The sequence below is a fragment of the Rhodococcus sp. LMD genome, from assembly GCF_056108245.1.
On record NZ_CM148557.1, the window covers coordinates 159,004 to 182,302 of the forward strand.

Here is a 23,299-nt window from a genome sequence, read left to right on the forward strand (position 1 = left end):
GCGGACTGGGCCGTGGCGTCGACATCAACGGTCAGCGAGTCGCTGCGCTGATCGAGCACCTCGAACGGCTCCGTGGGCAGTGGCGGGAGCTGCGTGGCCGGGAGAACCAGCTGCGCAGCGAGCTGCACGCTCTCGGGATCGACCCGGAAAGTGTCCCCAAGCAGACCGTCCGCGACGTCGCGGCCGCGCAGCCGGCCTGGCGCGAGCACCCCGCCACAGCCAGGCAGTTGCGGACCCTCGAACGTCTCGCTGCCGAGACGAACGTGCCATTCGTCGTCGAAGACGGCATCACCAAAGGTCAGGCCCACGACCTGATCGCCTCGCTGCTGGCCGGCAACCTCCCGCAGGCCCAGTTCACCGACCGCCCCACGGGGCCGATGTTCCTCCCGGCCGAGACACCGACCGAACCGGCCGCACCGGACACTCCCCCGGCACCCGAACCGCCCCAGACCGAGAAACCGCAGGCCGAGACCCCGCAGCCGGTGATCGATCCGGTGGCCGAGGTCGAACGACGCCTGCTCGAGACCCTGGCCGAGCCGGACGCCGAGGCCGATGCCGCCGCGAACCCCGAGGTCAACACACCGGCGCAGTTCTTCTCGTGGGCGGATGGGCATTTCAAGGTCAAGGCCCAGGTCGCCCTGGCCGATCTGATGGCCGATCGGTCCTCGCTCACGGACGAGATGTTCGTGGTGTGCCGGTCGATCCTGGCGGATCCGAAACGCTGGGGCGAACTCGGGCACCGTGCCGCCGAGGCGTACTGGCATGCCCGCACCGGTGAGCCGGTGCAGCATCCGGTCGCCGCCGAAACCGTCGACACGATCGTCGACGCCCGCGCCAGCGAGGACCGCGCGATCGAGGAGGACTTCCTCGACACCACCCACGCCGTCCTCGACGCGCAGGAGCCGGCCGAGCTGGAGACCCCCGCCCAGCGCAGCGAGCACGTCGAAGCGGTGCAGGACGGCATCGACCGGGCCGCCACGGTCGAGGTCGAGCAGTGGTGGGCGCGGGGTCGGGCTGCCTACGATCGGGAAGACCCGCTGACCCTGCCGCAGCCGGACGTCGATCCCGAGGTCGCCGCTGCGATCAGGGCGGTGCGCGGCCGCAAGGCCCGCGACGAGATCCGCAGCCAGTGGTTCGTCGGTGTCGAGCAGGGACGCCGTGAGGCCACCGCCGAGGAACGCAGCGCCTTGGTCGCCGAGGTCGCCGTCGATCCGAGGCTCATCGCACGCGTTGAGGGCCGGCGCCCGGACTACCTGCCCGCCGTCGCCCGCGACGACGCCAAGTCCTTGATCGCCGAAGCCGCCCGCGACGGCTCACCGCTGCGGCAGGCCGCAGCGAAGGTGCTGCTCGAGCATCACCGGTTGCCGGCCGAGCTGTACGAGCGGGCGTATGCCGAATGGGACCGCCTCCACGGACCCGAGCTGACCTGGGACCAGGGCACAGCCGGGGAGTGGACGGCGTGGATGACCCTGCAGCTGCGCCGGGACCCGTTGGTCGGGTCGTGGGCGGGGCTGCCGATGTGGACCCGCACTGATCTGATCGAGTTCGGTATCGAGACCGCGTTCGCGGTCATGGCCGAGGAACGCCCCGATCTGATCGCCGCCACCGCCGGCATTCCCCCCGAGCGTCTGGCTGCCGAGCTGCGCGGAAACATCATCCCGAACCTGCCGCAACCCCAGGCATCGGATGTGTCCGCCGGGTTCGTCGCTACCGGCGAATTCCGTCAGCTGCGCTTGCGGGACTACGTGGAATCGAGGGTGCAGCACTACTCGATTCACGGGTGGGCATACACCCTCGACGGCGGCAGCTCGTCCATCACCGCCGGCCACAATCCGCGGGTGGCGATCGGTGCGCTGCTCGAAGCCCGCGCCAAGCCGATCCCGGAGTGGATCGAACGCATTTACCGGCCCTACGCCCAGGCCCGCGCCACCGTGGTGACCAGGGCGATCGCCTACGCTCGGAACAACGAGTTCCATCACGCTGCGGCCCGGTCGGATCTGCTGTGGAAGTACGACGAGTCCGGCAGCTTCGTGGCCGCCCATTCGCTCCTCGAGGACGTGCGCCGCGGGATCATCGAGCAGCTGCGCAGTGATGTCCCGGCCGAGGTCGAGCTGCTCGAATCCCTCGGGGTCGATCTGGAGTGGACCCTCGGTCACGATGTGGACCCGAAGGTTCTGCGCGAGATTCGGGCCGCAGGCGAGGACCTCTACAGCCTCACCCCCACCGACCTGACCTTCGCCGGGGCCGGAGATGTGGTCGTCGGTGATCCCGACGGCCGGCACGTCACGATCCGCTCCGGGTGGGCACCGAACAGCAGCGACCACATCACCTACGTCGACGGCGAGCCCCGCCCCGCGCTGACGATGCGGGACGCGATCGCCGACGCCCGCGCCGTTCTCGCTGCCGAAAGCCAGGTCGAGCCGGAACCGCTCGCCGAAGCCGCCGCGGAGGTGGAAGCCGACGCCGAGACCACGTCGGTCGAGGTGGACGAGCAGAGCACACCGACCGCCGAGGCCGAGCAACCGGCGACGATCGAGGAGGTCCCGCCGCCGTCCCCCCGAGTCGTAGCGCCTGCGGTCGAGGACACAGGCGCGGTGATCTTCGAAGAGGTCGAATCGGCTCCCTCCGAGCCGTCGGACCCTCCCCCGGCCGGCATCGACGGTGCCGCGCCCTCGTGGGTGCTCACCGATCCTCTGGCGGTCGGCCACATCGGGCCGACCGCCACACCGACGCCCGCGCCCGAACCGGAACCTGAGACGGCACCGGAGCCGGAGGCTGCCGCCGAGCCGGCCGAAGAGGCGGCGCAGACCGAACCGGTTGCGGCCGCGGACGAGTTGGTCGTTCCTAACACCGAGTACGGCGAGCCGCTGACCAGCCCTCTGTGGCGGGGCGGTGGTCTGGTCAAGGCACGGAAGGAATCCGGCGGATACGTCTACCTCTCCCCGGCCACCGCCGCCCAGTACGCCGCTGCCGATGCTTCCGCCGAGTCGCAGACCACGGTTGAGCAGCCGCAACGCGAGACCACCGCTGCGGCCGCGGTCGAGCGGCCGGGGGCTGTCGCCGAGACCGGCGAACCCGCCCCGCAGATCGGTGGTGTTCAGGCGCACCCGGACACCGACTCCGCGGCCGCGGCTGCGGTGGTGCGTCCGGCCCCGCCGACCGTCGAGGCGCGGGACTTCACTCTCGGCACCGACGTGTTGGTCCCGTCCGGGGCGAAGGCCCGGGTGCGGGCGAACATCGCCGCTTTGCGTCTGGTGCGTCGGCTCGACGAGCAGCAGCGACCGGCCACCGCCGACGAGCAGGCGGTGCTGGCGCAGTGGTCCGGTTGGGGAGCGGTCCCGGAGGTCTTCGACAACCGCGCGAAGATCCTCGCGCAGTGGGGCGACGAGCACGTCGAACTGCTCGATCTGCTCGGGGACAAGGGGTTCGCGCAGGCCCGTGCGACCACCCTGAACGCCCACTACACCGACCCGGCGATCGTCGCCGAACTGTGGCGGGCGGCGGCGCGGGCCGGACTGCCCGACGGCGCCCTGGTGCTCGAACCGGGCTGCGGGGCCGGTCATTTCGTCGGCACCGCCCCGGCATCGGTGCGCATGGTCGGCGTCGAGATCGAGCCGATCAGCGCGAAGATCGCGCACTACCTGTATCCCTCGCAGCAGATCCGCAACCACGGCTTCGAACGCAACTTCGCCCCCGCCGGCACCTTCACCGGGGCGATCGGCAACGTCCCGTTCGGCAAGTTCGCGCCCGTCGATCCGATCCACAACCCTGGCGGTCTGGCGATCCACAACCACTTCATCGCCAAATCCCTCGCCCTGACCGCCCCCGGGGGCTACGTCGCCGTGGTGACGAGCATGTTCACCTCGGACGCCAAACGCCCCGAACAACGCGCCGCGATCACCGCGAAGGGTGATCTGATCGGTGCGGTGCGTCTGCCCACCGGCGCGTTCGACCGGCAGGCCGGCACCGACGTGGTCACCGACGTGCTGGTCTTCCGCCGCCGCGAGGACGGAGCCACCCTTACCGAGGACACCCTCGAATGGGCACAGCCCGCCGTGCAGGTCGCCGCGATCGACGCCAAGACCGGCGAGACCACGCGGACCTGGATCAACCCCTACTTCGCGAAGTACCCGGAGCGGGTGCTGGGCACCCTCACCGTCGGGGGTGGCATGTATGCCGGGGGCTCGCTGCGGGTCACCGCGCACACCGGCGCCGCCCTGGCCGAGCAGCTGCGCACCCAGCTCGATCCGCTCATCGACCGGGCCGTCGCCCGCGGTCTCGGGTTCACCGCCCCGGCCCCCGATCCGGTGCAGGTAGAAGCGTTCACCACGCCGGGGCTGCGCACCGGAGCCGACCTCGACTCCAACGAGGTGCTGCCCGGTGCGATGCGATTCCACGAGACCGAGAATCGCTTCGAGCAGTTCACCCTCGGCCGCGGCTGGGCCGAGGTCGGCTGCCGCGGCAAGGACCTGGCGCGGCAGTGGAAGGTGCTCATCGCTCTCGGTGAGACGGTCATGGAGCTGTCCGAGGCCAGCCGCTCCCGCACGCATACCGTCGCCGACCGTGACGTGATCCGGGGCCGGCTGAACTCGCTCTACGACGGTTATGTGCGCCGGTGGGGGCCGCTGAACCGGTTCAAGCTCACCGACCCGACCCCGCTGTCGGACGAGAAGATCGCCGCTCGCCTGGACAAGGCGATCACCGAGTGGCGGATCAAGACCGGCCGCGAGGAAGCGATCGCCGACGGGCTGGATCCGAAGGAGGCCGGACCGTACACCGGGTCGATTCCCGCCGAGGTGCTCGAGGAGCTGCGCGAGAAGGCGGCCGAGCAGCCGCAGCCGCGGCGGTATTCCGCGCATCTGCAGGGCGCGATCGCTCGTGATCCACGCCTGGGCATGGTGCTGGCGATCGAGAACTTCCAGTCGCGCTTCGACGGCAGCGAGGCGGTGGCGACCAAGACGGCGATCTTCACCGAGGACACCACCCCGTTCAAGGACAAGGCCACCGGCGCCGCCGACCTCGACGAGGCGTTGGCGATCTGCTTCGACGAACTCGGGCACATCGCCCCGCACCGGGTCGCCGAGCTGCTGAACCTGTCCGTCGAGGACGCCCTCGACCAGGCCCAGGGCCGGATCTATCCGTCCCTGCACGCCGACGGGCAGTGGGAGCTGGCCACCGTCGCGTTGTCCGGGCAGGTCCGCGACAAACTCACCCTCGCCCAGGTCAAAGCTGCCACCGATCCCCGCTACGCCCCGCTGGTGCAGGCCCTGGAATCGGTGGTGCCGGCGGATGTGGACCCCGCCGACATCGGGGTGCGCATCGGCGCGACCTGGGTGCCGATCGAGGACTACCGGGCGTTCCTGGTCCAGGAGTTCGGGCTGCGCCCGGACCGGCTCACCGTCGAACACGACGAGATCAGCGGCAGCTGGGAGATCTCCACCGACCAGAAAAGCCGCCACGAGTTCTCCAGCGGCTATCCCGACAAGTACGGCACCGGCCGGCTCCCTGGCGTGAAGATGTTCGAGCTGCTCGCCAACAACAAACCCATCCAGGTCACCAAGACCGCCGACGAGCTCGAGCGCTCCCCCAAGCCGCGGTTCCACGTCAGGCTCACCGAACAGGCCCACGCCTCCGCTGGTGCGCTGGCCGAGCGGTTCGAGAAGTGGCTGTGGGAGGACGGCGACCGTTATCTGCGCCTGGCCGCCACCTTCAACGAGCGCTACAACTCGTTCGTCAAACCGGTCCACGACGGACGCAGCAGGACCTTCCCCGGCCTGAACCCGAAGTACACGCCCTACGACTATCAGGCCGCCGCGGTGCAGCGGTTCCTGCACGACGAGACGATCCTGCTCGACCACGTGGTCGGGGCCGGCAAGACCTTGACGATCACCGCCTCGTGCATGGAAGCCAGACGCCTCGGGCAGGTACGCCAGCCGTGGATCGTGGTGCCGAACCACCTGCTCGGGCAGTGGGCGGTCGAGGCCCGCGATGCCTACCCGAACGCGAACATCCTCGTCGCCGCCGAACTCGACGGGCGCGAGGACCGGCAGCGCTTCGTCGGGCAGAGCGCCGTCGGGGACTGGGATCTGGTGATCGTGCCGCAGTCGGTGTTCGGCAAGATCGCCATGCGCCGCGAAGCGCAGATCGAGTACCTCGACAGCGAAATCGCCGAACTACAGCAGGCTCTCGACGCCGCCAACACCCAGGGCGCGGAGTTCACGGTCAAGCAGATCGAGAACGCGATCAAGGCCGCCGAAGGGCGCATCGAGAAGATCATCGACGCCAAGGCCACCGACGACGGGCTGACCTTCGAGCAATCGGGCTGCGATTTCTTGTTCATCGACGAGGCGCACGACTACAAGAACCTCACCCGCCCGTCCAACAGCGCCGACCTGTCGGTGCCGACCGGCTCCCAGCGCGCCACCGACCTGGAGATGAAAGCCAAGTATCTGCGGGAGCAGGCCCGCGTGCGCAACGCCGAGCAGGGGATGCCGCACGCGCCGGCCAAGGCGATCGCGTTCGCCACCGGCACCCCGATCACCAACTCGCTGTCGGAGATCTGGGTGATGATGAAGTATCTGCGCCCGGACCTGCTGCACGAGGCCGGTCTCGGGCGCATCGACAACTGGGCGGGCACCTTCGCCAAGCCGGTGTCGGTGGCGGAGATGAACGCCACCGCCACCCGCATCCAGATGAAGACTCGCATGGCCGAATACGCCAACGTGCCGCAGCTGGTGGCGATGTTCGACCAGTTCCGGGACGTGGTGACCGCCGATCAGATCCCGGTGCGCCTGCCCGTCCTCGACGGCGGCACGCCGCAGATCGTGGAGTTCGACATGGGCCAAGACGCCCTCGACGCGATGGCCGACCTGGATGTGCGCATGAGCACGATCCGCGGCGATCGGATGGACCTGGACAACAGCCTCAAGATCGCCACCGACGGGCGCAACCTCACGATGCACCCCTCGCTGGCGAACCTCGCCCCTCCCGAGCCGGAGCACAGCCGCATCGAGCACGCCGCCGAGCTGATCTGGCAGGTCCACACCGACCACGCCGACCTGCGCATCCCGGCGGATAAGTACGGCCCCGAGATGACCGGGGTGTTCCAGCTGGTGTTCTGCGACCGCGGCACCCCCAAGGCCGGAGCCGGCCCCCGGGCACGCAATCTCTACACCGAGCTGCGCGACGCCCTGGTCGCTCGGGGCATGAAACCCGACGAAATCGCGTTCATGCACGACTACGAGGGCCCCAAGGCCAAAGCGAGGCTGGTCGAAGCGTGTGCGGACGGGCGGATCCGGGTGCTGCTCACCTCCACCAAGAAGGGCGGCACCGGCCTGAACGTCCAGCGGGCGCTCAAGCAGATGATCAACCTCGACCCGGCGTGGACCGCCGCCGACATGGAACAACGCCTCGGCCGCATCATCCGCCAGGGCAACGTCCACGAGAGCGTCCGCGTGGTCAACATGGTCGCCCGCCGCTCCTTTGATGCGATGATGTACCAGTACGTGGCGCGTAAATCGAACTTCGTCGCCATGATCCGCAAGGCGGACGTGCCCCCCACGATGGAAGACCTCGGCGGGGATCTGACGGTCTCGTGGGCGCAGAGCAAGGCCGCCGCCACCGGCGATCCGGTCTTCGTCGAGCAGGTCGAGGCCGACCAGCAGGTCGCCGACCTCGAAGCCCGCCGCGACGCCGTCCTCAACGCCAACGCCGCCCGCAGCGCCGCGATCCGTGCCTTGAGCAAGTCCATCACCACCGACGAGAACCGGCTGCCCGAAGTCCGGGCGATGGTCGACAAGCTCGCCGCGTGGACGGGCATCGACGACCGCGCCAAGAAGATCTGGCACTTCCCCCACGCCGCGATCCCCGACTCGGAGACCGCCGATCTGGCCGACGCGCTGCGAGGGACGTTGATCCGGCTCGAGGACGAGGTGACCCGCACCAACGACGAGGTGGTGTTCGGGGCCATTAACGGTGTGCCCCTCGAACTCGGCTACACCCAGGTCCTGGGCCAGTTCTACATCTGTGTCGGCGAGGAGATCGCCTGGTACGAACGCGACCGGTTCCTCAACGCGGTCGAGAAAGCCAGTGGGGCGCAGGGGATGCTGACCACCCTCCGCAATCTCGCCGAGAAGGCCACCCGGCAGGTGCCCGTCATCGAAGCGAGGATCGAACACAACCGAAGCCGACTCGCCGACGCCGAGGCCGAACCGGAACTCGCCTTCACCGAGACAGACAAACTCGACGCCGCGAAACTGCGGGCCGAAGAGCTGCGCCTGGAGGTGAACGCCCGCGAGAACTCCCCCGACGCACTACGCCTAACCCGCGAAGAACGCGAGCGCCGGGCCGCCGACGGGCAGTACCCGCAGTGGACCCTCGACCTGAACCCCACCGATGCGTGGGCCGAACACCGCGGCATGAGCAAGTCCGACCTCATCGCCTCGGTGCCGGCGCGCATGGCCGCCGCCCGGCAGGAATGGCTCGACGGCGCCGAGCAGCGCGACGCGAATCGCAAGGCCCAGCCGTGGGTGGCGGTCGACGAGACCGAAGCGGTCTGGCAGTACGGCTTCGACACCGGCACCGGCCGACCCGGGGCCCAGGTGTCCTGGGACGAGAGGCAATGGCACCTCGAAGCCTGGGACGGCGAGGGCGGTATCGACCGCGACGCGGTCAACACACGAGGCGAAGCCTTCAGCATCGGCAGCCGAATGGTCGACACGTTCGCCGCCGACCGGCAGATCCCCCGCGAGGTGATCCACCAGACCAGCATCGAACGCCGCGACAACGCCGCCGCCCCCACAGCGACGGAGCCGGTCGACGCGGGGGTCGAACCCACCGAGGCCGTGATCGAACTCGACGGTGACGTGATCGTGGAGCCGACCGAGACGGTCGGCGCCGACGCCGCGGACGCCTTCGAACTCGACGAGACCCTCGCCCAAGGGTTGCGGGCCGCAGGTGATGTGCGACCGCTGCGCCATCCCGACCCGCACAGCCCCGCAGTGCGGCAACAGCGGCACACCGACCCGCCGCCGCAGTACGAGGCCGGATATGACGGCGGATACGAAGACGGCCGAGCCGTCTGACCGCGCCTTTAGGCTCGACACCACCGGTGGGGCTGGACCGATCTGCGGTTCTGCCCCACCGCCACCACCGACCAGGGGAATCCGTGACACCACGCAAGACCGAAGCCGAAGCCCGCGCCGCCCTTGCCGCGATGGAACCGATCATGGCGATCGAAGGCCGCGAGATGAGCGACGGTGACAAAGAGCTGCTGGTCGACCTGATCCGGGGCACCAAGACCGTCGATGACGTCACCAGGATCATCGCTCGTGAGGCCGGCTACGAGATCGACTGACATGGCCCCGCGATACTCCCGAGAGTGGCTGGACTACTTCATCCCCGAGACGATCGCCTGGCACCGCGACGGGATGCCCGACACCAGCCGCGCCGTCATGAAGAACCTGCTCCTGCAATCACCGCGGTGGCCCCACGGCATCCTGGACGCCGAGGTCGTACACCGCGTCGAAGGCGTCGCCAGCTACTCGCGAATGCAGGAACTGGCCGACCATCCCATCCCCGGCCGGTTCGATCTGCCGCACTTCCAGCGCATCCACCACCACCTGTTCCAGGACATCTACCCCTGGGCCGGGCAGTTGCGCACCGCACCGCGGGACTGGCCGATGGTCAAGATGGGGCCGGACGTCGCCGCCATCCGCGCCGGCCAAGACCGCGTCACCGAAACCCGGCACGCCTACTTCACCGCCCGCGAAGTACCGGAGGCCGCGACCGCCGTCCTCGACCGCATCGCCGCCAAGGACAACCTGCGCGGCCGAGGCCGCGATGCCTTCCTCGACGAGCTGACCACGGTGTGGCTGCGCATCAACTACGTGCACCCCTTCCGCGAAGGCAACACCCGAACCCAGTTCGCCTTCTTCCGACAGCTGTCCGCCGAGGCCGGCTACACCCTCGACACCGACCGGTTCACAACCGTGGACGAGGCCGAACTGCGGTCGAATCCCCTGGTCGGGGACCTACGTGAGCAGTTCGTCTGGGGCCGCTTCGAATACATGCAGACCGGCGACACCCGCCTGATGCGCGACGTGCTCGACCAAGCGATCACCGACACCACCGATCCGCTGCCGATCGGCCCGATCATCGACCACGGCGTCGATCTCCACGCCATCGCCGCCGCCACGTCCGGCCACCCATGCTCCGTCCACGACCTCGCCCGCAACACATCCACGCCGGATCCTGTCTACCCGGCCACCGCCGGGGACAGCGGCATCGGCAGCATCATCGAAAGCCAGCGCATGGCCGAATTCCTCGTCCTTCCGGCCGAGGTCGACCCGGCACTGAGGGGAGGAGCCACCACTCCTCGAACCCGGTGACCCACCAGGTCACCGGGTCCGGGCCGAGAACCCTAGCGAGCTCCCGAGCCGAGGCTTGAGGAGTAGCGGCCCCCCGATCCGCTGAACCGGACTGTAGTGCACCTATTCCAGGGCGCCCGACGCCCTTCTGTCGAGAGATCGAGCGCGCCTACCTTAAGCACCGGGAATCCTTACGGACACCTCGCGCGAGTTTGCAAGGACTGCTGACGTCTGCTAACTTTGATCTTGAGCCGTCTCGCATGGCTTCACCCGAGTCACGTGCGCCCGCATCGCACACGACGTCTGAGGGCAAGGTCCACAGGATCTGCGAAATCCATCATCCAACGCACTTCCGCGTGCAGTGGATGCGGGCTGCTGCGCGCGTTGAACAGTGGTTGGAGGACCAATATGACAAAGGATTCTGCTCGCAAGAAGGCTGTTCGCGCATACCTTGCCGCGCACCCGGACCTGACGTACCGCGAGGCTGAGAAGATCGTTACTGCCGAGCACGAGGCCACGAAGGCCGCTGAGGCGGCCGATTGGATGTTCTCAAGCATCGAAGAGTTGGTGAGCAGCAGTATCGCCGGTGACGAGCAGTTGCTCGACCGAGAACTCGACGTCGATGCAGGCAGTGGAGGCGCATTCGAGGTAGACATCCCTGCGATCACCCAGGGACCGATCGATATCGTGGCCGTCACCCATGACTTGGACACTCTGTTCGTCGATGAACATGAAGAGTTCGAAGGCGGTACCACCATCGGCGAGGCACAAGTCAACGCCGACGTCAGATGGGAAGCATGCGTTCTGAAGGCAGAGCTTCCCACCGTTCCCCATGACGTTCCGTGGCGCGTGATCGATCCTGACTGGGACACGGACAACGTGCGGGTGAGCGGCACGTGCCGTGCTGAGCTGGTCTATCACTACGTGGCCGATGAAGGCGCGCAGCTCGTTGACACCCTCACCCTTCAGGGGTTCGAGCAGCTGTAGCTCACTTGGCTAAGTTCGACAGACGATGATTATCGCGTGACGCCTGCGAACGCGTGTCCGGTGCCCTGAGATCCCCGCTGATCAAAAGAAGGGGAATCTCAGGGCCCTCGGACACAATCGTCGTGTCGGGCCTTGCCGATGGTGACCGTTTGCCGGTGGTGGCCGATTCTTTCGCGGCGTTCGCCAGAACGAGCGCGGTGACGCCGTCTTCGAAGCTCGGTGAGCACGGGGCGCCGGGTGAATCGAATGGGCGAAGGCTACTCGGATTCCTGCTGTCGGCGTTGCAGGTCAGGTAGTCCAGCGTTGGAGGGGCCACGATGGTGGGTTCGCCGCGTCGCTCCACCGCGTCGGCGGACTCATGGCTTCCCAGAAGGTGGCAGCCTGTGCCGGCCCGAACTCCGGCATCGGCGGGAGCGAGAGGTGAGCGCCAATGTCGCCACCAGGATGTTCGTACACGAACCGTAGGCAGTGCGCCGCGATCTCGACGTTGACGGCCTCGGCTTCGGTCGCGGTGAGAGCGAACGGTGCGGTCAAGACCTGATCGGTCAGAGTTCCGACAAGAAGACGATGGGGACCGATCGGATACAGCAGGAGCGGAGAATCGAACCGGGCGACCCGAGTACGGGGCCACTCGGGTACCTGAACCGGAACGACCGGCTCATCACAGGTGATCAGCGCGATCTGCGAGCTCACCAGCCACCAGCGGCGCCGAAAGGCGAACATCGGGACTATGTGGTTGCGCCAGACTTTGATGCTGTTGTCGATCGCCTTCGCGGTGGGATCGGAACTGAAGTCCGGGCGAGCAAGGATCTGTTCGACGATCTCGGCATGCTGTTGTGGACTGTAGGGAATCCCGAGTGTTCGACAGATCAAGGGAAGCGCCAGCCGGTCGTCGATCACAGTCCGGGCGTCGAACCGTTGAAGGGCAGCATCGAGGCCGAGTTCGAAGGCGCGACTGCGCGGCGTGCGCTGACTCTGCAGCGCGATGAACACCGCCAGGTTGTGCAGCAGGTTCGGATCCTTCACGCGGCCGTCGGGGAGCCGATCAAGAGCACGCAACCACCCAGCGGCCTTGTCCTCGATACGACCCATGTGGGTTTCGAACCACAGGTCCGGATGCTCGTCGGGATCGATGTCCTCGCCGACGATCCGATAGAAGAACTCCTTGTTGGCAATCGCCTCCGGAAGGCCAATATCGCCGGCGCCCGTCACGGTGTCGGTGAACCGCACCAGCTCGTGTTCGTCGCTCCAGCGCTTCAGATACATCTGGGGCACGAAGTGGTGCCGACGGGTGCGCTGGGCATTGCCGCGGGTGCGCTGTTTGGACCGTTCGATCTCGATGTCGGTGATCCACTTGCTGGTGACCTGCACAGCGCGCACTGTAACGCCGGTATCCGACACAAGAATGGGGCCGGGCGTTCTCGGCGGGCTGGGTCCGCGCCGTGACGGGGATGCCAGGTCGAGCCCCGGTAACGTCAACGCCCGAACAACAGGAGCCCGGGAGCACGTCCGCCGTTGCCGTCGGCTTACCAGTGGCTCTCAGTCGACGACAGAAAGGACATGGTGGTGCCTCGCAAAGGGCGTGCGCAAAAGAAAGAATCACGGGTTGAGCTGCTCGCTCGTAGCATCATCGAGCACAACTCGCCCGTGAGGCTGGCACCGCACGATGACGGTAGTGAGAATGGAATGGTCGACTACCAGGTCTTCGGCAGGTCCGAGACCGCCAGTGAGTCCCATCAGCTCATCGGCGTCCTGGAGGTTGGGTCGATCACCAACTCCGACTTTCGGAGTTCCTATCACCAGTACACTAAGCGGTTCAAAGGATTCGACACTTCCTCCCTCTCTGAGAGCTGGGCGGTGATGTGCGAATTTGGTGTGGTCTTCCGTGGCTTGGAGGAGCGCTTGACTCCGCTGCTCCGCAAGATGGAGGAACGGGGACTAAAAACTCTCGCCCGAAATGGATCTGACGCCAGCATGGCAGAGCTTGAGCAGGAGCTCGCTGCCATCGCCGGACTCATCCAAGTACTGCAGATTCCTGCGGGACAGCGGACTACGCGAGTAGCCATCGATTTCATGTGGCACACCACGGGAGTCACGAATCCCGACAGCACGCTCGAAGTGGTTGAGGCGTTCCTGTCCAGCAACGAAAAGGCCCTGTCGGTATCCGTAGGAAAGTCACGTCCCGTCCGGATCTTCCCTATCATGGCGTGTGCCTTCACCTCGATGGCGCTCCAGAGTCCGTACCGAATTCGGGGTTCATCGAGTACCGGCAGTTCGCGACACCACTCGAATACGACGTGATGCCCACGAGACTTCCCAACCTGCCCTCTGGGTTCACGGACTTGTGGCTCATCGGGAAGTTCAACCGACGGTGGCACTGGAACATTGACTCGGGTTGGACTTTCGTCGTCGCTCCCCAGCTCGCTCGGCAAGAGCGACCCTGATTCGCCGAGCGGACCAGGAATCCCGCTTGAGGGTGCAACTGCACCTCGGATCTTCGGCGGGCTATTGCTCGTCGCTGATATCTGTCCCGGAAACTACTCTGCCGTCATCGAGGACGATCACCTCGGGGGCGACGCCGCGCATGTTGTGGGCGAGGCGCTTGATCATAGAGCGACTGCTCGGGTAGTGAGCGCGGAGTATCTGCAGGGCTCGCTTGTACACCTCGCGAGCCCGGCCCGGCTGCCCCAGCTCGCCCCAGGCCTTGCCGAGATTGTCGAGGGTGCCTGCGACCTTGGCGTGGTCGGGAGGCGAGTACGCATGGCGAGATGGCCTCGAATCAATACAGAGCGGATTCGCCTATGGATCGGGACATTCGCCCAGGTCGTGGTGGCGACGGCTACGGTGGTCAGTCAGATTCGAGGGTGGTGAGACGAATCCGCCATTAGTAGGGCATCGATGAAGAGCCACCCCTCCACGCCGATGCCCTGCCCGCTGCAGGTCTAGTGGTTCTTCGGGTACTTGAGCCCGACCAGCAGCTCGTGATGCTGGTCGAGGAAGCCGTTCAAATCCTGTGAGAACCGATCGTTCTTCTGAATCTGGTCAACTAAGTGACAAAGCATCACGATCCATCCCCACGGGGTTTGGTTGTAGATGCTGGAATCGCCCTTCGCTTTCAGGGGATTCAGGACGGGACAAGGGATGTCCGGTACACGGTTCCATATCCGCCCATGATGGGCGCAGGTGTTCCGCAGCGTGACAAAGGATCGAACGATCGACCTCATCTGGGCGTAGCTCGAGATACCGAAGGTCTTTGCCACATCTGCACGAATCTTGGCATCGGCAAGAAGCGAGTACATCTTCGAGACGGTCCCGAAGGACACCGCTTCCATCGCCGCCCAGATCGGAATCGGTTCTCCGGCTCTTACGTGGTGCTGGATGAATCGTTCCTTCGAATCCGCCAGTTGGCGGTCGATGTCGTCAAGTAGCCCGTCGCGCAGAACGTTCCCGTTCTTCTTGTCCTTAAGGTCGATGTAGGTGTCTTCTTCGAGGTAGGCGAGGGGCCCAAGGGCGGTCGCCACATAGTAGGCAAGCCGCGATCTGAAGGTGACCTCCAGGACGGCAAGCCCCTCGCTCAGATACGAACGAAGGCCGGCATCGAAGTCGTAGGCTGCCTGAACTTCCGCGACCGATCCACCGATAAACCAATTCTCCCCGTTGCGAGGATCCTTCTGGTGGTAGCGCCAGTAACCGGACAAGCGATAGTAGCCATTGTTCATCAGCCAGTGCATCAGCTGCCGGTACTCATCAGATCCTGGATCGACGCCTACACCCGCGAGACCGCGCTTTTTCAGCAGTGCGATCTGATCAGGAACGGTGGTAGTTGGCTTCGGCACCAGTAAAACCTAGCAAAAGAAAAGCCCCGCCTGGTTTGGGGAAGCTTTCGCTCTAGCCCTGGCGGGGTCTGTTGTGAACTAAGTTAGCACCCCGCAGAACAACCGGCAAGTTCTGTCCAGCAAGTGTTGTCCTGTTAACACCATGAGCCCCAAGGTCGCTGAACAGCGGTAACGGGACGGTCAAGTCCCGTGAGGTGGTGTGCGACGTCGTCGCGTGATTCCTCGTCGGTGGATCAGGCGGTCAAGGCCGGTGTCACCTCCTCGGTGTCCTCGGGGACGCTGTCGGCGGGCTTGTCGGTGCGGGAGCGGGCGAGTACGTCGAGGACGAGGTAGCGGCGGCCTTCGATCCACTCGTCGTGCTGTTCGGCCAGCACCGCTCCGACAAGTCGGATCAGGGCGGTGCGGTCCGGGAAGATCCCCCACATCGGTGCGGCGGCGGATCTCCTTGTTGAGCCGCTCCTTTATCCGGCCCTCAAGGTCGGATCAACCCCTGATCTTCGATCCGGTCAGCGGTCGAGACGGTGCAGGTGGTCCGTCAGGGCGTCGGTGACGCGGTGGTGGCGGGCGGCTTCGTCGAGCCAACCACGGTCGCGATCGCCGACATCGCAGCGCCGCCCACCCAGCTGCGCACGTCGATGTCGAGCCCGTCGGGGCCTGCGATGCGGGCCACGGTGGCGTCGAGGCCGTCGACGAGGAGGCGTTCGCTGTCTCGTACCTGCTTTTCGTGTCGTCGCAGAAAATCGGCCATGCGCAGCACGACGTCGAGCAGGGCTTGTTTTTGCTGCGTGCCCAGTGCTGCGAGCCGCGCGTTGGTGTCCGCCACTCGCTGCTCGCTGCCGGTGCGACGCTGCTCGTACTGGGCGCAGGCCTCGTTCAGCTGGTTCGCCGCCTTCTTCCGGTCGTAGAACCCTTTTCCGCCCAGCGCCACACCACCGCTGCCGGTCAGGGCACCGACCGCGATCAGCGCTGCGGGGATCAGCGGCAACACCATGCTCTCTCCTTCATCCGGGCGCGCTCAGTGTGCCACTCGAGGCGGACAAATCGACCGTGGGACCCCGGAGTTCCTGCGGGAATCCCGTGGCCCACCTCGAAATCGCGTGCCGGGCGAGTGCCCGACAGAGCGCGCTGTGTGGGCGTGGCAGCGGCGCGAGGCAACCTTGCTCAGGTGCGCCGCGCCCAGCCTTGTTGCGGCCAGCCGGCGGTGTAGCCGAGGTCGGTCGAGCGCAGCCGCCGCCCGCGGTAGCGGGCATCGGTTTCGGGATCGATCGCCCCGGTGAACTGCCATTTGTCCCGCACCGGGGTCCACGACTCGACGCGGAACACGGCGCGGATCACGTCGTCGGCCAGGACGAAGGCGAGCAGTCCGTACACGTCGAGGACGCCGGTAGCGCGCCAGTCGCCGCGGGCGGCGGCGTAGATCTGCTCGTCGCTCCAGGTGGGGTCGGCGGCGGCGTTGACCCGCAGCACCACCGACGGTTGCGGCAGCGGCAACGGCGCAGGTTGCGCCCCGTAGAGCACGGCCAGGTGCGAGGCGCGCATGACCCGATGGTCGGTGTCGGTGTGACCGCCGGCGATGTTGGTCAACGTCCGGGCCCCGCCGCCGGTGGGGACGTCAATCAGGCGCAGGGCATCGATCAGGGATTGTTCGATCTGGAAGGCGGTGCCGTCGTCGCTGTCGGCGGCGGTGATGCGGTGCCGCAGAATCCAGTGCTCGACCCGGTACCCGGCGGCGTAGATGTCCCGGATCCGGGCCAGTTTCACCGAGGTCACCGCCGCGGGTTCGCCGGCGGTCGAACGCTGGTCCTCGGGCATCTGCGCGAGGGTGGCGGTCTGCGCCAGCGCCGTCCAGGTGTGGGTGTAGAGGCGGTTGCCGCGGCCCTTGCCGACGTAGAAGATCGACCGATCGCGAGGATCGACCAACGCATACACATACGCCCCCAGCCGGGCACACACGTGAGCATCGAGCGGCTCCGGTCCCGCCGGGACCGGACCGACGCAGGCCAGCAGACGGCGCAGCACCCGCAGGACGTAACCGGTGTCGAACGCCCCGGCCAGCACCCCGCCGTGCCAGCGGTGGACATTGCACAGCGCGGACAGGTGCCGGATACAGTCCGCCGCGGTGTAGGCCGCGATCGCCTCGGCGCTCTCGCCCAACGGGTGCCACCGGTCGCGGTCGAACTGCACCACCAAATCCAGCCGATCGGCGAACAGGGCCTCGAACTCGGTCACCAACTCCGCCCCCACCGAGCCGGGCTCGGAGAACTCACCGCGATACCCCTCGATCCGCTCGGTCACCTCCCTCAACCGCGCCCACCCGCCGGCATCCACGGCGGCCAGGGCCTGCGCGATCGCCGCAGCGGCAGGCTCACGGTCCCGCTCCTGCAGCACTTCCTCGGCGATCGCGGCGAGCACCGGGCACGGACGGTCACCGCCGAGGTTAGGGATCAACCCCCGCACCGCCGCGCGGTCCTGGAAGATCTCGCCGATGTTCTCGGTCAACACCCGACGCAGGGCGAAGAACCGGTCGACGCGATCGGCCGCAGCGTCCGCCCCGCTCGAGGTGAGACCGGCGAGGTAGTGGCGCGCCGTCACCGAGTCGGCCAGCCGGTCGTCGACGTCGTCGGGAATCGTGTAATACGTCATGCACCGTCCTGAAAACGCTGGGCTCGCGAGGGGTTACGGGTCGGTACCCTAACGGTCGTCGCCGACACCGCCGCGGACACATCCAGCCACACCGACGCGCCGTCAGGTGCACCTTTCGATCGTCACGACGGTGCGATTCGACACACACCACAGTGCTACCGCTGCCGCACTGTCGCTGACGGCAGGAGGTCGCCCCGCCTGCCCTTCCTCGGGGCCCCGCTGCGCGGGGACCGGTCGTGCCATGCCCGAGCCGGGCGGCGGTACGCACGCGTCCATGAAGAGCGTCTCCGCCCGACCCGAGGCCGGAGTAGTAAGCGCTGTGCCACCCTGCCGTGGTACTCCTCGGTGCCGGTGCTCGGGTCGTCGCAACTTGTGCCCTCTCCTCGGGCGATGATCTGCCCATGACTGTCGCCGCCCGAGACGTGGAGCTCTGGTCGTGGCTCTCGCGGGCAGGGTCCGCTTGCTGCCGAACGAGGACGAACGCCCGTGGGATCACATGGATGCGCTCCTTGTCGATGCCGCTCTGCAACCTCGCGCCCGCTACAGGACCACAGTCTGGCTACGGGCGCGCAAGGTCTATGACAAGTGGGGCGGGACAGACCAGGTGGGGCATAGTGCTTGAGGTCGGCCGGCGGTGTGCCCCCAGGGGGACGGGCCGAACCGTTCCCGCCCCTGGGAGCGGCCGGGAGAGCGAATACGACGGGGATGCCGAGGCGGCCGAAGCGAAGGAGGTAACACTTCGGGGATTTGTCCGATTAATCCGACCGGTAGGTTTACTCCACTGAATCGAGGTCTTCGTGAAGCGTCTTGTTGCCGCCGTGTTCGGCTGCGCCGCTCTTACCTTTGCCGTACCGGCCACGGCGAACGCCGCTCCCGGCAGCGTCGACGACATTCCCAGCCTTCTCGGGGCCGCCCTCAACTGCAACTTCCTCGACGGTGGCTCCAGCAAGTGCGGAGTCATCCCCACCCCGCCGCCCGGCGCGTTTCCGGCGCCCAGCGCCACCGACGTCCCGCTCTCCGCCGTCGCCGAGCCGGAGCCGGAGGTGGACTGGGAGCACGTGTGGTTCCACGAGCAGTGCCGGTTCGCGCCGCTCACCCCGAAGTGCGTCGTCCACAACGTCGTCGAGACCGTCACTACGGGATCGGCCGGTAATCGGGACACCCCGTTCGCTTCCTCGTAGCCTGACCGAGTCCTTCGGAATGGGAGTCCGCGTGATCGGCTGCTGAGCCTTGACCCGACGCGTTGTCCGTGCGGACCCAGGTCCGCAGGGTCTCGCTGCTGATCCCCAGGTCCGAGGACACTGCCGCGTAGGTACGGGTGCCGTCGGCTGTGCGAGGCAACGCGACCGCGTCCCGGTGGAACTCCTCCGTGTACCGAGACCGACGTCCCATGTGAACATCCCTCCTGGTTCCTCCACGAACCATTGTCAGGGTGTCCACTCCCGAGGGGGCAGGCTCAGTGCGTCGGGCGACGGTGTTCGGCCGGTGCGAGTCCTCCACCGGTATCGAGCCGTTCACCGCTAGGGTCGATCAAGTCATGACACGCGAGCCGCACGCGTCGGCCCGGTGCGTGTTCTGGATTGTCGACAACGGTTCCTCGCACCGCGGTCGATCGGTTGGCGCAGCGGTATCCGAATGCGGTGACGGTCCATACCCGGTGCATGCGTCGTGGCTCGATCAGGTCGAAATCTACTTCTCCATGGTGCAGCGGAAGGTTCTTACTCCCAATGACTTCCCCGATCTCGGGGCAGCCGAAGACCGCTTGTCGCGGTTCGCGGAGTGTTACAACGCCACTGCCACGCCGTTCCGGTGGCTCTATACCCGCACCGACCTGCACGGCATCTGCAGCGGCTCGACGACCACGACCGACTCCTCGATGCCGCATGACCCCCGATGAACTTCCGGCAACAACCACATAGTCGCCACCGCCGCCCGGATGTTGCGCATGAAGGGCACCCGGCACCGCTGCCACGACGAACCCGCAAATTGCTGTGCCACGGCGGCTTTGAGTTGCGGTGCGTGGTGCGGGTGGCGGTGCGCTCGTCGCGGCCGGCGCCGAGCTTCTCGGTGGCCTCGGCTTCGATCAACGCCTGCAGACCGATGCGGATCAGTTCGGCGAACACGTCCGCACTGTCGGCGCCTTGAGCGCGTCGAGTTGGGCGAGCAGGGCAGAATCGTCGTGGGTCATCGCGTAGTCGACGCCCACGTCACGGGCCCGGTCGATGTCTCGTCGGGCATGAACCGGTTGACCCTCGAGGTCGGGGCCGACCTGCGCGTCGCGGGGAGGGGTGGTGACCCGGCCCTTCGACCGCGCCGACTTCTCCCCGCACTGCGGGCACACGCCGACCCACCGAGGATCGGTACCGAGCCGGACGATCCGGCTGCCGTCGTCGACGCACCGCACCGATTCGACGACGACGCCGCCGAGATCGAGCAGCAGTGAACCACCGTGGAGTATGCCCGCGTTCCTTGCTGGTCTGGTTGCCTGAACAACACCCAGCTCACAAGGGCGCGGGCCCTTTTTCGATCACCGACACGGCACGGGTCGGGCAACATCACGCCCCTACCGACTGCGAAGAGCCGCGTTTCCGCCAAGGACTACGTGGTCGGACGAGGAGCCATAGCCAGCTCGGAATCTGTAACTCGTTGCGGTACATCATGAATGAGGATAATCGTGCTTGTCCACCACAGCTGATGGGGGCTCGCAGGCCTGCCGCCGAGCAAGGGCCAAGCGTCAGAACATGTCGATGGTGTGGACTGGGGGTTCAGAGTCCCGGTATTCGGGGCAATTCCGGTAGAGGGAGCGGCGGGGGCGGGGGAAGTGTCGGCAGCTGGTACTGCGGCAGACCGGGAATGAGGGGGGCTGGTTCCGGTGGGGGCGGCGGAGCCGATGTGTCGGCCGGCGCGCTGTTCTGCGTCTGAGGGGTGGTAGGGGTCTGGGTCGGATTCTGTGTCTGCGGCTGGTACGTGGTGGGCGCCTCGGTCGGTGCGGGGATCCTCGACTTGTCGAGCACCGGCGGGGCGGCTTCCGGAGGCGGGGTCAGGCCGGCGGTCGTAGCGGGCTCTGGCGGGGCGGTGGGCTGTGCGTCCCGTTCGGAATCCGGCAGCAGGACGGTGCCGAGGCCGATCGCCGCGACGACGGTGAGGACACCGCCGGCGAGAAGGAGACGCCGACGTGTGCGCGGTGGTGCGGTCTTCTCGACGGTGTGCCGGGTTTCGACGGTGTTGCTCGTCTCGTGCGGCGCGGATGCCTGCGTCGGGGACATCACCACACCGGCGACGTCACCGGCGGCCGGGCGAGCCAGCAGTGCCGCACCCTCGGCCGCGACGAGTTCGGGCTGTGCGGGCACGATCACCGGGACGTCCAGCCAGGACTCCATCACGGAGGTGACCAGCGGAATATGCGCACCGCCGCCGATGAGCACCGCGGCGTCGGGGGTGCGCCCCGAGCGGCGGATGACGTCACGGGTGAGGCGGGCCGACGTCTTCACGGGGCCGTCGATGAGCGACTCGAAGCTGTCCTGGGAGAGCAGCAGCAGACCGCCCTCACCGGGCATGCACACCGCGCCGGTGGTGGACAGCTGCTCCTTCGCGTCGCGGCACCGGGCGGTGAGGGCGAGCCGTGCTGCCGTGTCGGCCGGCGGGGTGAAGCGGTGCAGTTCCAGGTGGTGGTCGTAGATCAGCCGGTCGACGAGGTCGCCGCTGATCCGCTCCGAGCGTGCGGTGCTCAGCACGATCCCGGTGGTGCGGTCGACGACGGTGACGGTGAGGCCGGAACTGCCGAGGTCGTAGAACACGAGCGTCTCGTAGTCGCCGAGATCTCCGGACGTCTCCAGCATCTCGAGCGCGGCCGTCACTTCGGGGACCAAGTGGAAGTGGCCGATCTCGAGTCGGGTCATCGCGGCCTGGACGGCACCGGCCTGCGCCTGGTTCCGGTACGCGACGCCGATGGCCTGGACCTCGTCGATCTCATCGGTTTCGGTGAGCACCGTGTCGAGAGATGCGGCGGTCAGGTCCCCCGGGCGTTCGAGGGTCGCGGTCACCGACCGTGATCGGAAGATCGGACCATGGGGGCTCTCGGTGTCGCGGCACGCGAAGCGCACAGCGCTGGCCCCGACCGACACACCGAGAACTGACGTCATGGCGCCGACTATAACGGTTCGGTCACGGGTCGCGCGCACGGAGCAGGCCGAGCTCGGCGCTGCGGACGATCGAGGCAGTCGGTGCGCTCGCCGATCGGTGCCGTGCCCCTTCGGCGTGGCCTTCCGCATCTCGTCGCAGCTCAGGGTGTCGCGGGGAGATCTGGCGAACGCCGACACGGGCACGGTTCGGAGGTCGACGGTGGGCTCGACAGTGAACTCGACGTCCCCTCGCGACCGAAAGTCCGGGACCGGGTGTGCGCATCCTCCGAGACTGTCGACCGCGCCTTCGATCGGTGCCCGGGACCGGGATCGGCCTGGTGTGAGGGCACGTCCCGGGCCGAGGCGGCGGGGCGCCCGCGACGTCGGTGCGACGTGCGGTCGCGACGGTGGTTCGGGCCCCGCGGGCGGGCGCACCACCCGGTTCGGTGCCGGTCCAGTACGGTTTTGGGAATTATGTTGTTTGCAGTGAGTTTCGTGAGCATCACTGCCCGGGACGCGTACGCGGCTCGGTCGGATCAGCCCGCGACGTCGTGCAGATGGTGCTCGACGTCGTGCAGCAGATACTGGCTCAACTGCACAATGGTGAACCTCCGGCCGTCACTGCGCAGGCCGTCGCGCCGCCAGTCCTCGACGCCCTCGATGATCTCGACGGTCTCGTCGGTACGTAGAGCGATCTGCCGGGCCACGTCGGCGGGATCTGCCGCCCAGAACCGCCGACGGATCGCCTCGGCCTCGCCGTCGTAATCGGCGAACGTCGGAGTGTTGTCGGTGATCATCGCCTGCACTCGTTGTCCGAGGACGACGATGAGGTCACGCGCGTGGGAGGCGTACTCGAGCGCCGACCACACCTTCGGAGCGGGCCGCTCGGCGACGTTCGGCCGCCGCAGCACGGCCTGCCAGCGTGGCACGCAGGATCGCAAGCGTTCACCGGTCGTGGTCGGATCGTGCAGCGTGTACCCGCACTCGGGGCACCCTCCGTCGAGCACGAAGGTCCAGTCACGAGTGTCGGGATCGGCGGGTTCGGGCGCGATGTCCATAGCCCCATGGTGCCGCTGTACGGGCTCTTCCGGATCTGGAGCGCTGTCCCGGCTACCCGGACGGATCGTGCGTGTGGTCGTCGAGTTCCTCTCCGGCCCGCGGGCAGAGAATCCTCACCGGATGAGCAAGCCGCTGCGTTACGAGCTGGAGGGCCTGCGCAGCGCCCGCCGCGGCGACTACCGCATCCTGCTCCGTGTCGACGACGAGTACCGTGTCCTCCTGATCGTCGGCGTCGACCCCGCGCCCACATCTACCGACCCGGAGACCGCTGAGCGGGTCCTGCGGC

At 67.2% G+C, this 23,299-nt stretch carries 14 protein-coding genes and 4 pseudogenes; 8 read left to right on the top strand and 10 right to left on the bottom strand.

Annotated features, from left to right (window positions below; translation table 11 throughout):
• Positions 1-263: 263 nt before the first annotated feature.
• The 4 genes from ACWPQI_RS00710 to ACWPQI_RS00725 all read left to right on the top strand — a co-directional run bounded on the left by ACWPQI_RS00710 (position 264) and on the right by ACWPQI_RS00725 (position 11,354).
• A complete protein-coding gene (locus ACWPQI_RS00710) occupies positions 264-9,083 on the top strand; it encodes a helicase-related protein (protein ID WP_474738591.1) in 8,820 nt (2,939 codons plus the stop codon).
• 83 nt (positions 9,084-9,166) lie between these two features.
• On the top strand, positions 9,167-9,355 hold the full coding sequence (locus ACWPQI_RS00715; RefSeq protein WP_304434385.1) for a hypothetical protein: 189 nt from the start codon (positions 9,167-9,169) through the stop codon (positions 9,353-9,355).
• A gap of 1 nt (position 9,356) precedes the next feature.
• A complete protein-coding gene (locus tag ACWPQI_RS00720; protein WP_474738592.1) occupies positions 9,357-10,388 on the top strand; it encodes a Fic/DOC family protein in 1,032 nt (343 codons plus the stop codon).
• A gap of 387 nt (positions 10,389-10,775) precedes the next feature.
• Positions 10,776-11,354 carry a hypothetical protein gene (locus ACWPQI_RS00725; RefSeq protein ID WP_474738593.1) on the top strand — a complete coding sequence of 193 codons (579 nt, stop codon included), beginning with the start codon at positions 10,776-10,778 and terminating at the stop codon, positions 11,352-11,354.
• A gap of 288 nt (positions 11,355-11,642) precedes the next feature.
• On the opposite strand, the gene ACWPQI_RS00730 is transcribed toward ACWPQI_RS00725, so the two are convergent.
• Positions 11,643-12,725: a DUF4238 domain-containing protein gene (locus ACWPQI_RS00730; RefSeq protein ID WP_474738594.1), complete on the bottom strand. Its 1,083-nt coding sequence runs from the start codon at positions 12,723-12,725 to the stop codon at positions 11,643-11,645.
• 189 nt (positions 12,726-12,914) lie between these two features.
• Between ACWPQI_RS00730 and ACWPQI_RS00735 the strand changes: the two genes are divergently transcribed.
• Positions 12,915-13,655 carry a hypothetical protein gene (locus ACWPQI_RS00735; protein ID WP_474738595.1) on the top strand — a complete coding sequence of 247 codons (741 nt, stop codon included), beginning with the start codon at positions 12,915-12,917 and terminating at the stop codon, positions 13,653-13,655.
• Between the two features lie 641 nt (positions 13,656-14,296).
• Here ACWPQI_RS00735 and ACWPQI_RS00740 read toward each other — a convergent pair.
• From ACWPQI_RS00740 to ACWPQI_RS00755, 4 genes and pseudogenes are all read right to left on the bottom strand, one after another.
• Positions 14,297-15,190 carry an Abi family protein gene (locus tag ACWPQI_RS00740; RefSeq protein WP_304434069.1) on the bottom strand — a complete coding sequence of 298 codons (894 nt, stop codon included), beginning with the start codon at positions 15,188-15,190 and terminating at the stop codon, positions 14,297-14,299.
• Positions 15,191-15,423: 233 nt separating this feature from the next.
• Positions 15,424-15,649: pseudogene (locus tag ACWPQI_RS00745) on the bottom strand (transposase); the annotation flags it as partial.
• Between the two features lie 76 nt (positions 15,650-15,725).
• Positions 15,726-16,181, bottom strand: coding sequence for a hypothetical protein (locus ACWPQI_RS00750; protein WP_474738596.1), 456 nt, complete (start codon positions 16,179-16,181; stop codon positions 15,726-15,728).
• A 170-nt stretch (positions 16,182-16,351) separates the two neighbouring features.
• Positions 16,352-17,833, bottom strand: a complete 1,482-nt coding sequence (locus tag ACWPQI_RS00755; protein ID WP_474738597.1) for an LEM-3-like GIY-YIG domain-containing protein — start codon at positions 17,831-17,833, stop codon at positions 16,352-16,354.
• Between the two features lie 797 nt (positions 17,834-18,630).
• Here ACWPQI_RS00755 and ACWPQI_RS00760 point away from each other — a divergent pair.
• Positions 18,631-19,014, top strand: a complete 384-nt coding sequence (locus ACWPQI_RS00760; protein WP_474738598.1) for a hypothetical protein — start codon at positions 18,631-18,633, stop codon at positions 19,012-19,014.
• Here the strand turns inward: ACWPQI_RS00760 and ACWPQI_RS00765 are convergent.
• The gene (locus tag ACWPQI_RS00765; protein WP_119699277.1) at positions 18,968-19,258 is read right to left on the bottom strand and encodes a transposase; all 291 of its coding nucleotides are present in this window, start codon (positions 19,256-19,258) and stop codon (positions 18,968-18,970) included. The two genes, ACWPQI_RS00760 and ACWPQI_RS00765, sit on opposite strands and share 47 nt — an antisense overlap.
• 7 nt (positions 19,259-19,265) lie before the next feature.
• On the opposite strand from ACWPQI_RS00765, the gene ACWPQI_RS00770 reads away from it, so the two are divergent.
• Positions 19,266-19,730 (top strand): transposase, encoded by a 465-nt coding sequence (locus ACWPQI_RS00770; RefSeq protein WP_225222975.1) that lies wholly within the window; start codon positions 19,266-19,268, stop codon positions 19,728-19,730.
• A gap of 112 nt (positions 19,731-19,842) precedes the next feature.
• On the opposite strand, the pseudogene ACWPQI_RS00775 reads toward ACWPQI_RS00770, so the two are convergent.
• From ACWPQI_RS00775 to ACWPQI_RS00790, 4 genes and pseudogenes are all read right to left on the bottom strand, one after another.
• Positions 19,843-20,021 (bottom strand): annotated as a pseudogene (locus tag ACWPQI_RS00775) (transposase); the annotation flags it as partial.
• A gap of 69 nt (positions 20,022-20,090) precedes the next feature.
• Positions 20,091-20,338, bottom strand: a pseudogene (locus ACWPQI_RS00780) (ISL3 family transposase); the annotation flags it as partial.
• 260 nt (positions 20,339-20,598) lie between these two features.
• Entirely contained in the window at positions 20,599-21,975 is a 1,377-nt protein-coding gene (locus tag ACWPQI_RS00785; protein ID WP_474738599.1) for a DUF7159 family protein, read from the bottom strand.
• Between the two features lie 515 nt (positions 21,976-22,490).
• Positions 22,491-23,012 (bottom strand): hypothetical protein, encoded by a 522-nt coding sequence (locus tag ACWPQI_RS00790; RefSeq protein WP_059174689.1) that lies wholly within the window; start codon positions 23,010-23,012, stop codon positions 22,491-22,493.
• On the opposite strand from ACWPQI_RS00790, the pseudogene ACWPQI_RS00795 reads away from it, so the two are divergent.
• Positions 23,005-23,285, top strand: a pseudogene (locus ACWPQI_RS00795) (type II toxin-antitoxin system RelE family toxin). The gene ACWPQI_RS00790 and the pseudogene ACWPQI_RS00795 overlap by 8 nt on opposite strands.
• Positions 23,286-23,299 lie beyond the last annotated feature (14 nt).

What these genes read in the sequence shown, in the direction of transcription:
- ACWPQI_RS00720 (WP_474738592.1), top strand. Translation starts at nt 9,357, where the DNA reads ATGGCCCCGCGATACTCCCGAGAGTGGCTGGACTACTTCATCCCCGAG.
- ACWPQI_RS00725 (WP_474738593.1), top strand. Translation starts at nt 10,776, where the DNA reads ATGACAAAGGATTCTGCTCGCAAGAAGGCTGTTCGCGCATACCTTGCC.
- ACWPQI_RS00735 (WP_474738595.1), top strand. Translation starts at nt 12,915, where the DNA reads ATGGTGGTGCCTCGCAAAGGGCGTGCGCAAAAGAAAGAATCACGGGTT.
- ACWPQI_RS00750 (WP_474738596.1), bottom strand. Translation starts at nt 16,181, where the DNA reads ATGGTGTTGCCGCTGATCCCCGCAGCGCTGATCGCGGTCGGTGCCCTG.
- ACWPQI_RS00755 (WP_474738597.1), bottom strand. Translation starts at nt 17,833, where the DNA reads ATGACGTATTACACGATTCCCGACGACGTCGACGACCGGCTGGCCGAC.
- ACWPQI_RS00765 (WP_119699277.1), bottom strand. Translation starts at nt 19,258, where the DNA reads ATGGTTCGTGGAGGAACCAGGAGGGATGTTCACATGGGACGTCGGTCT.
- ACWPQI_RS00785 (WP_474738599.1), bottom strand. Translation starts at nt 21,975, where the DNA reads ATGACGTCAGTTCTCGGTGTGTCGGTCGGGGCCAGCGCTGTGCGCTTC.
- ACWPQI_RS00790 (WP_059174689.1), bottom strand. Translation starts at nt 23,012, where the DNA reads ATGGACATCGCGCCCGAACCCGCCGATCCCGACACTCGTGACTGGACC.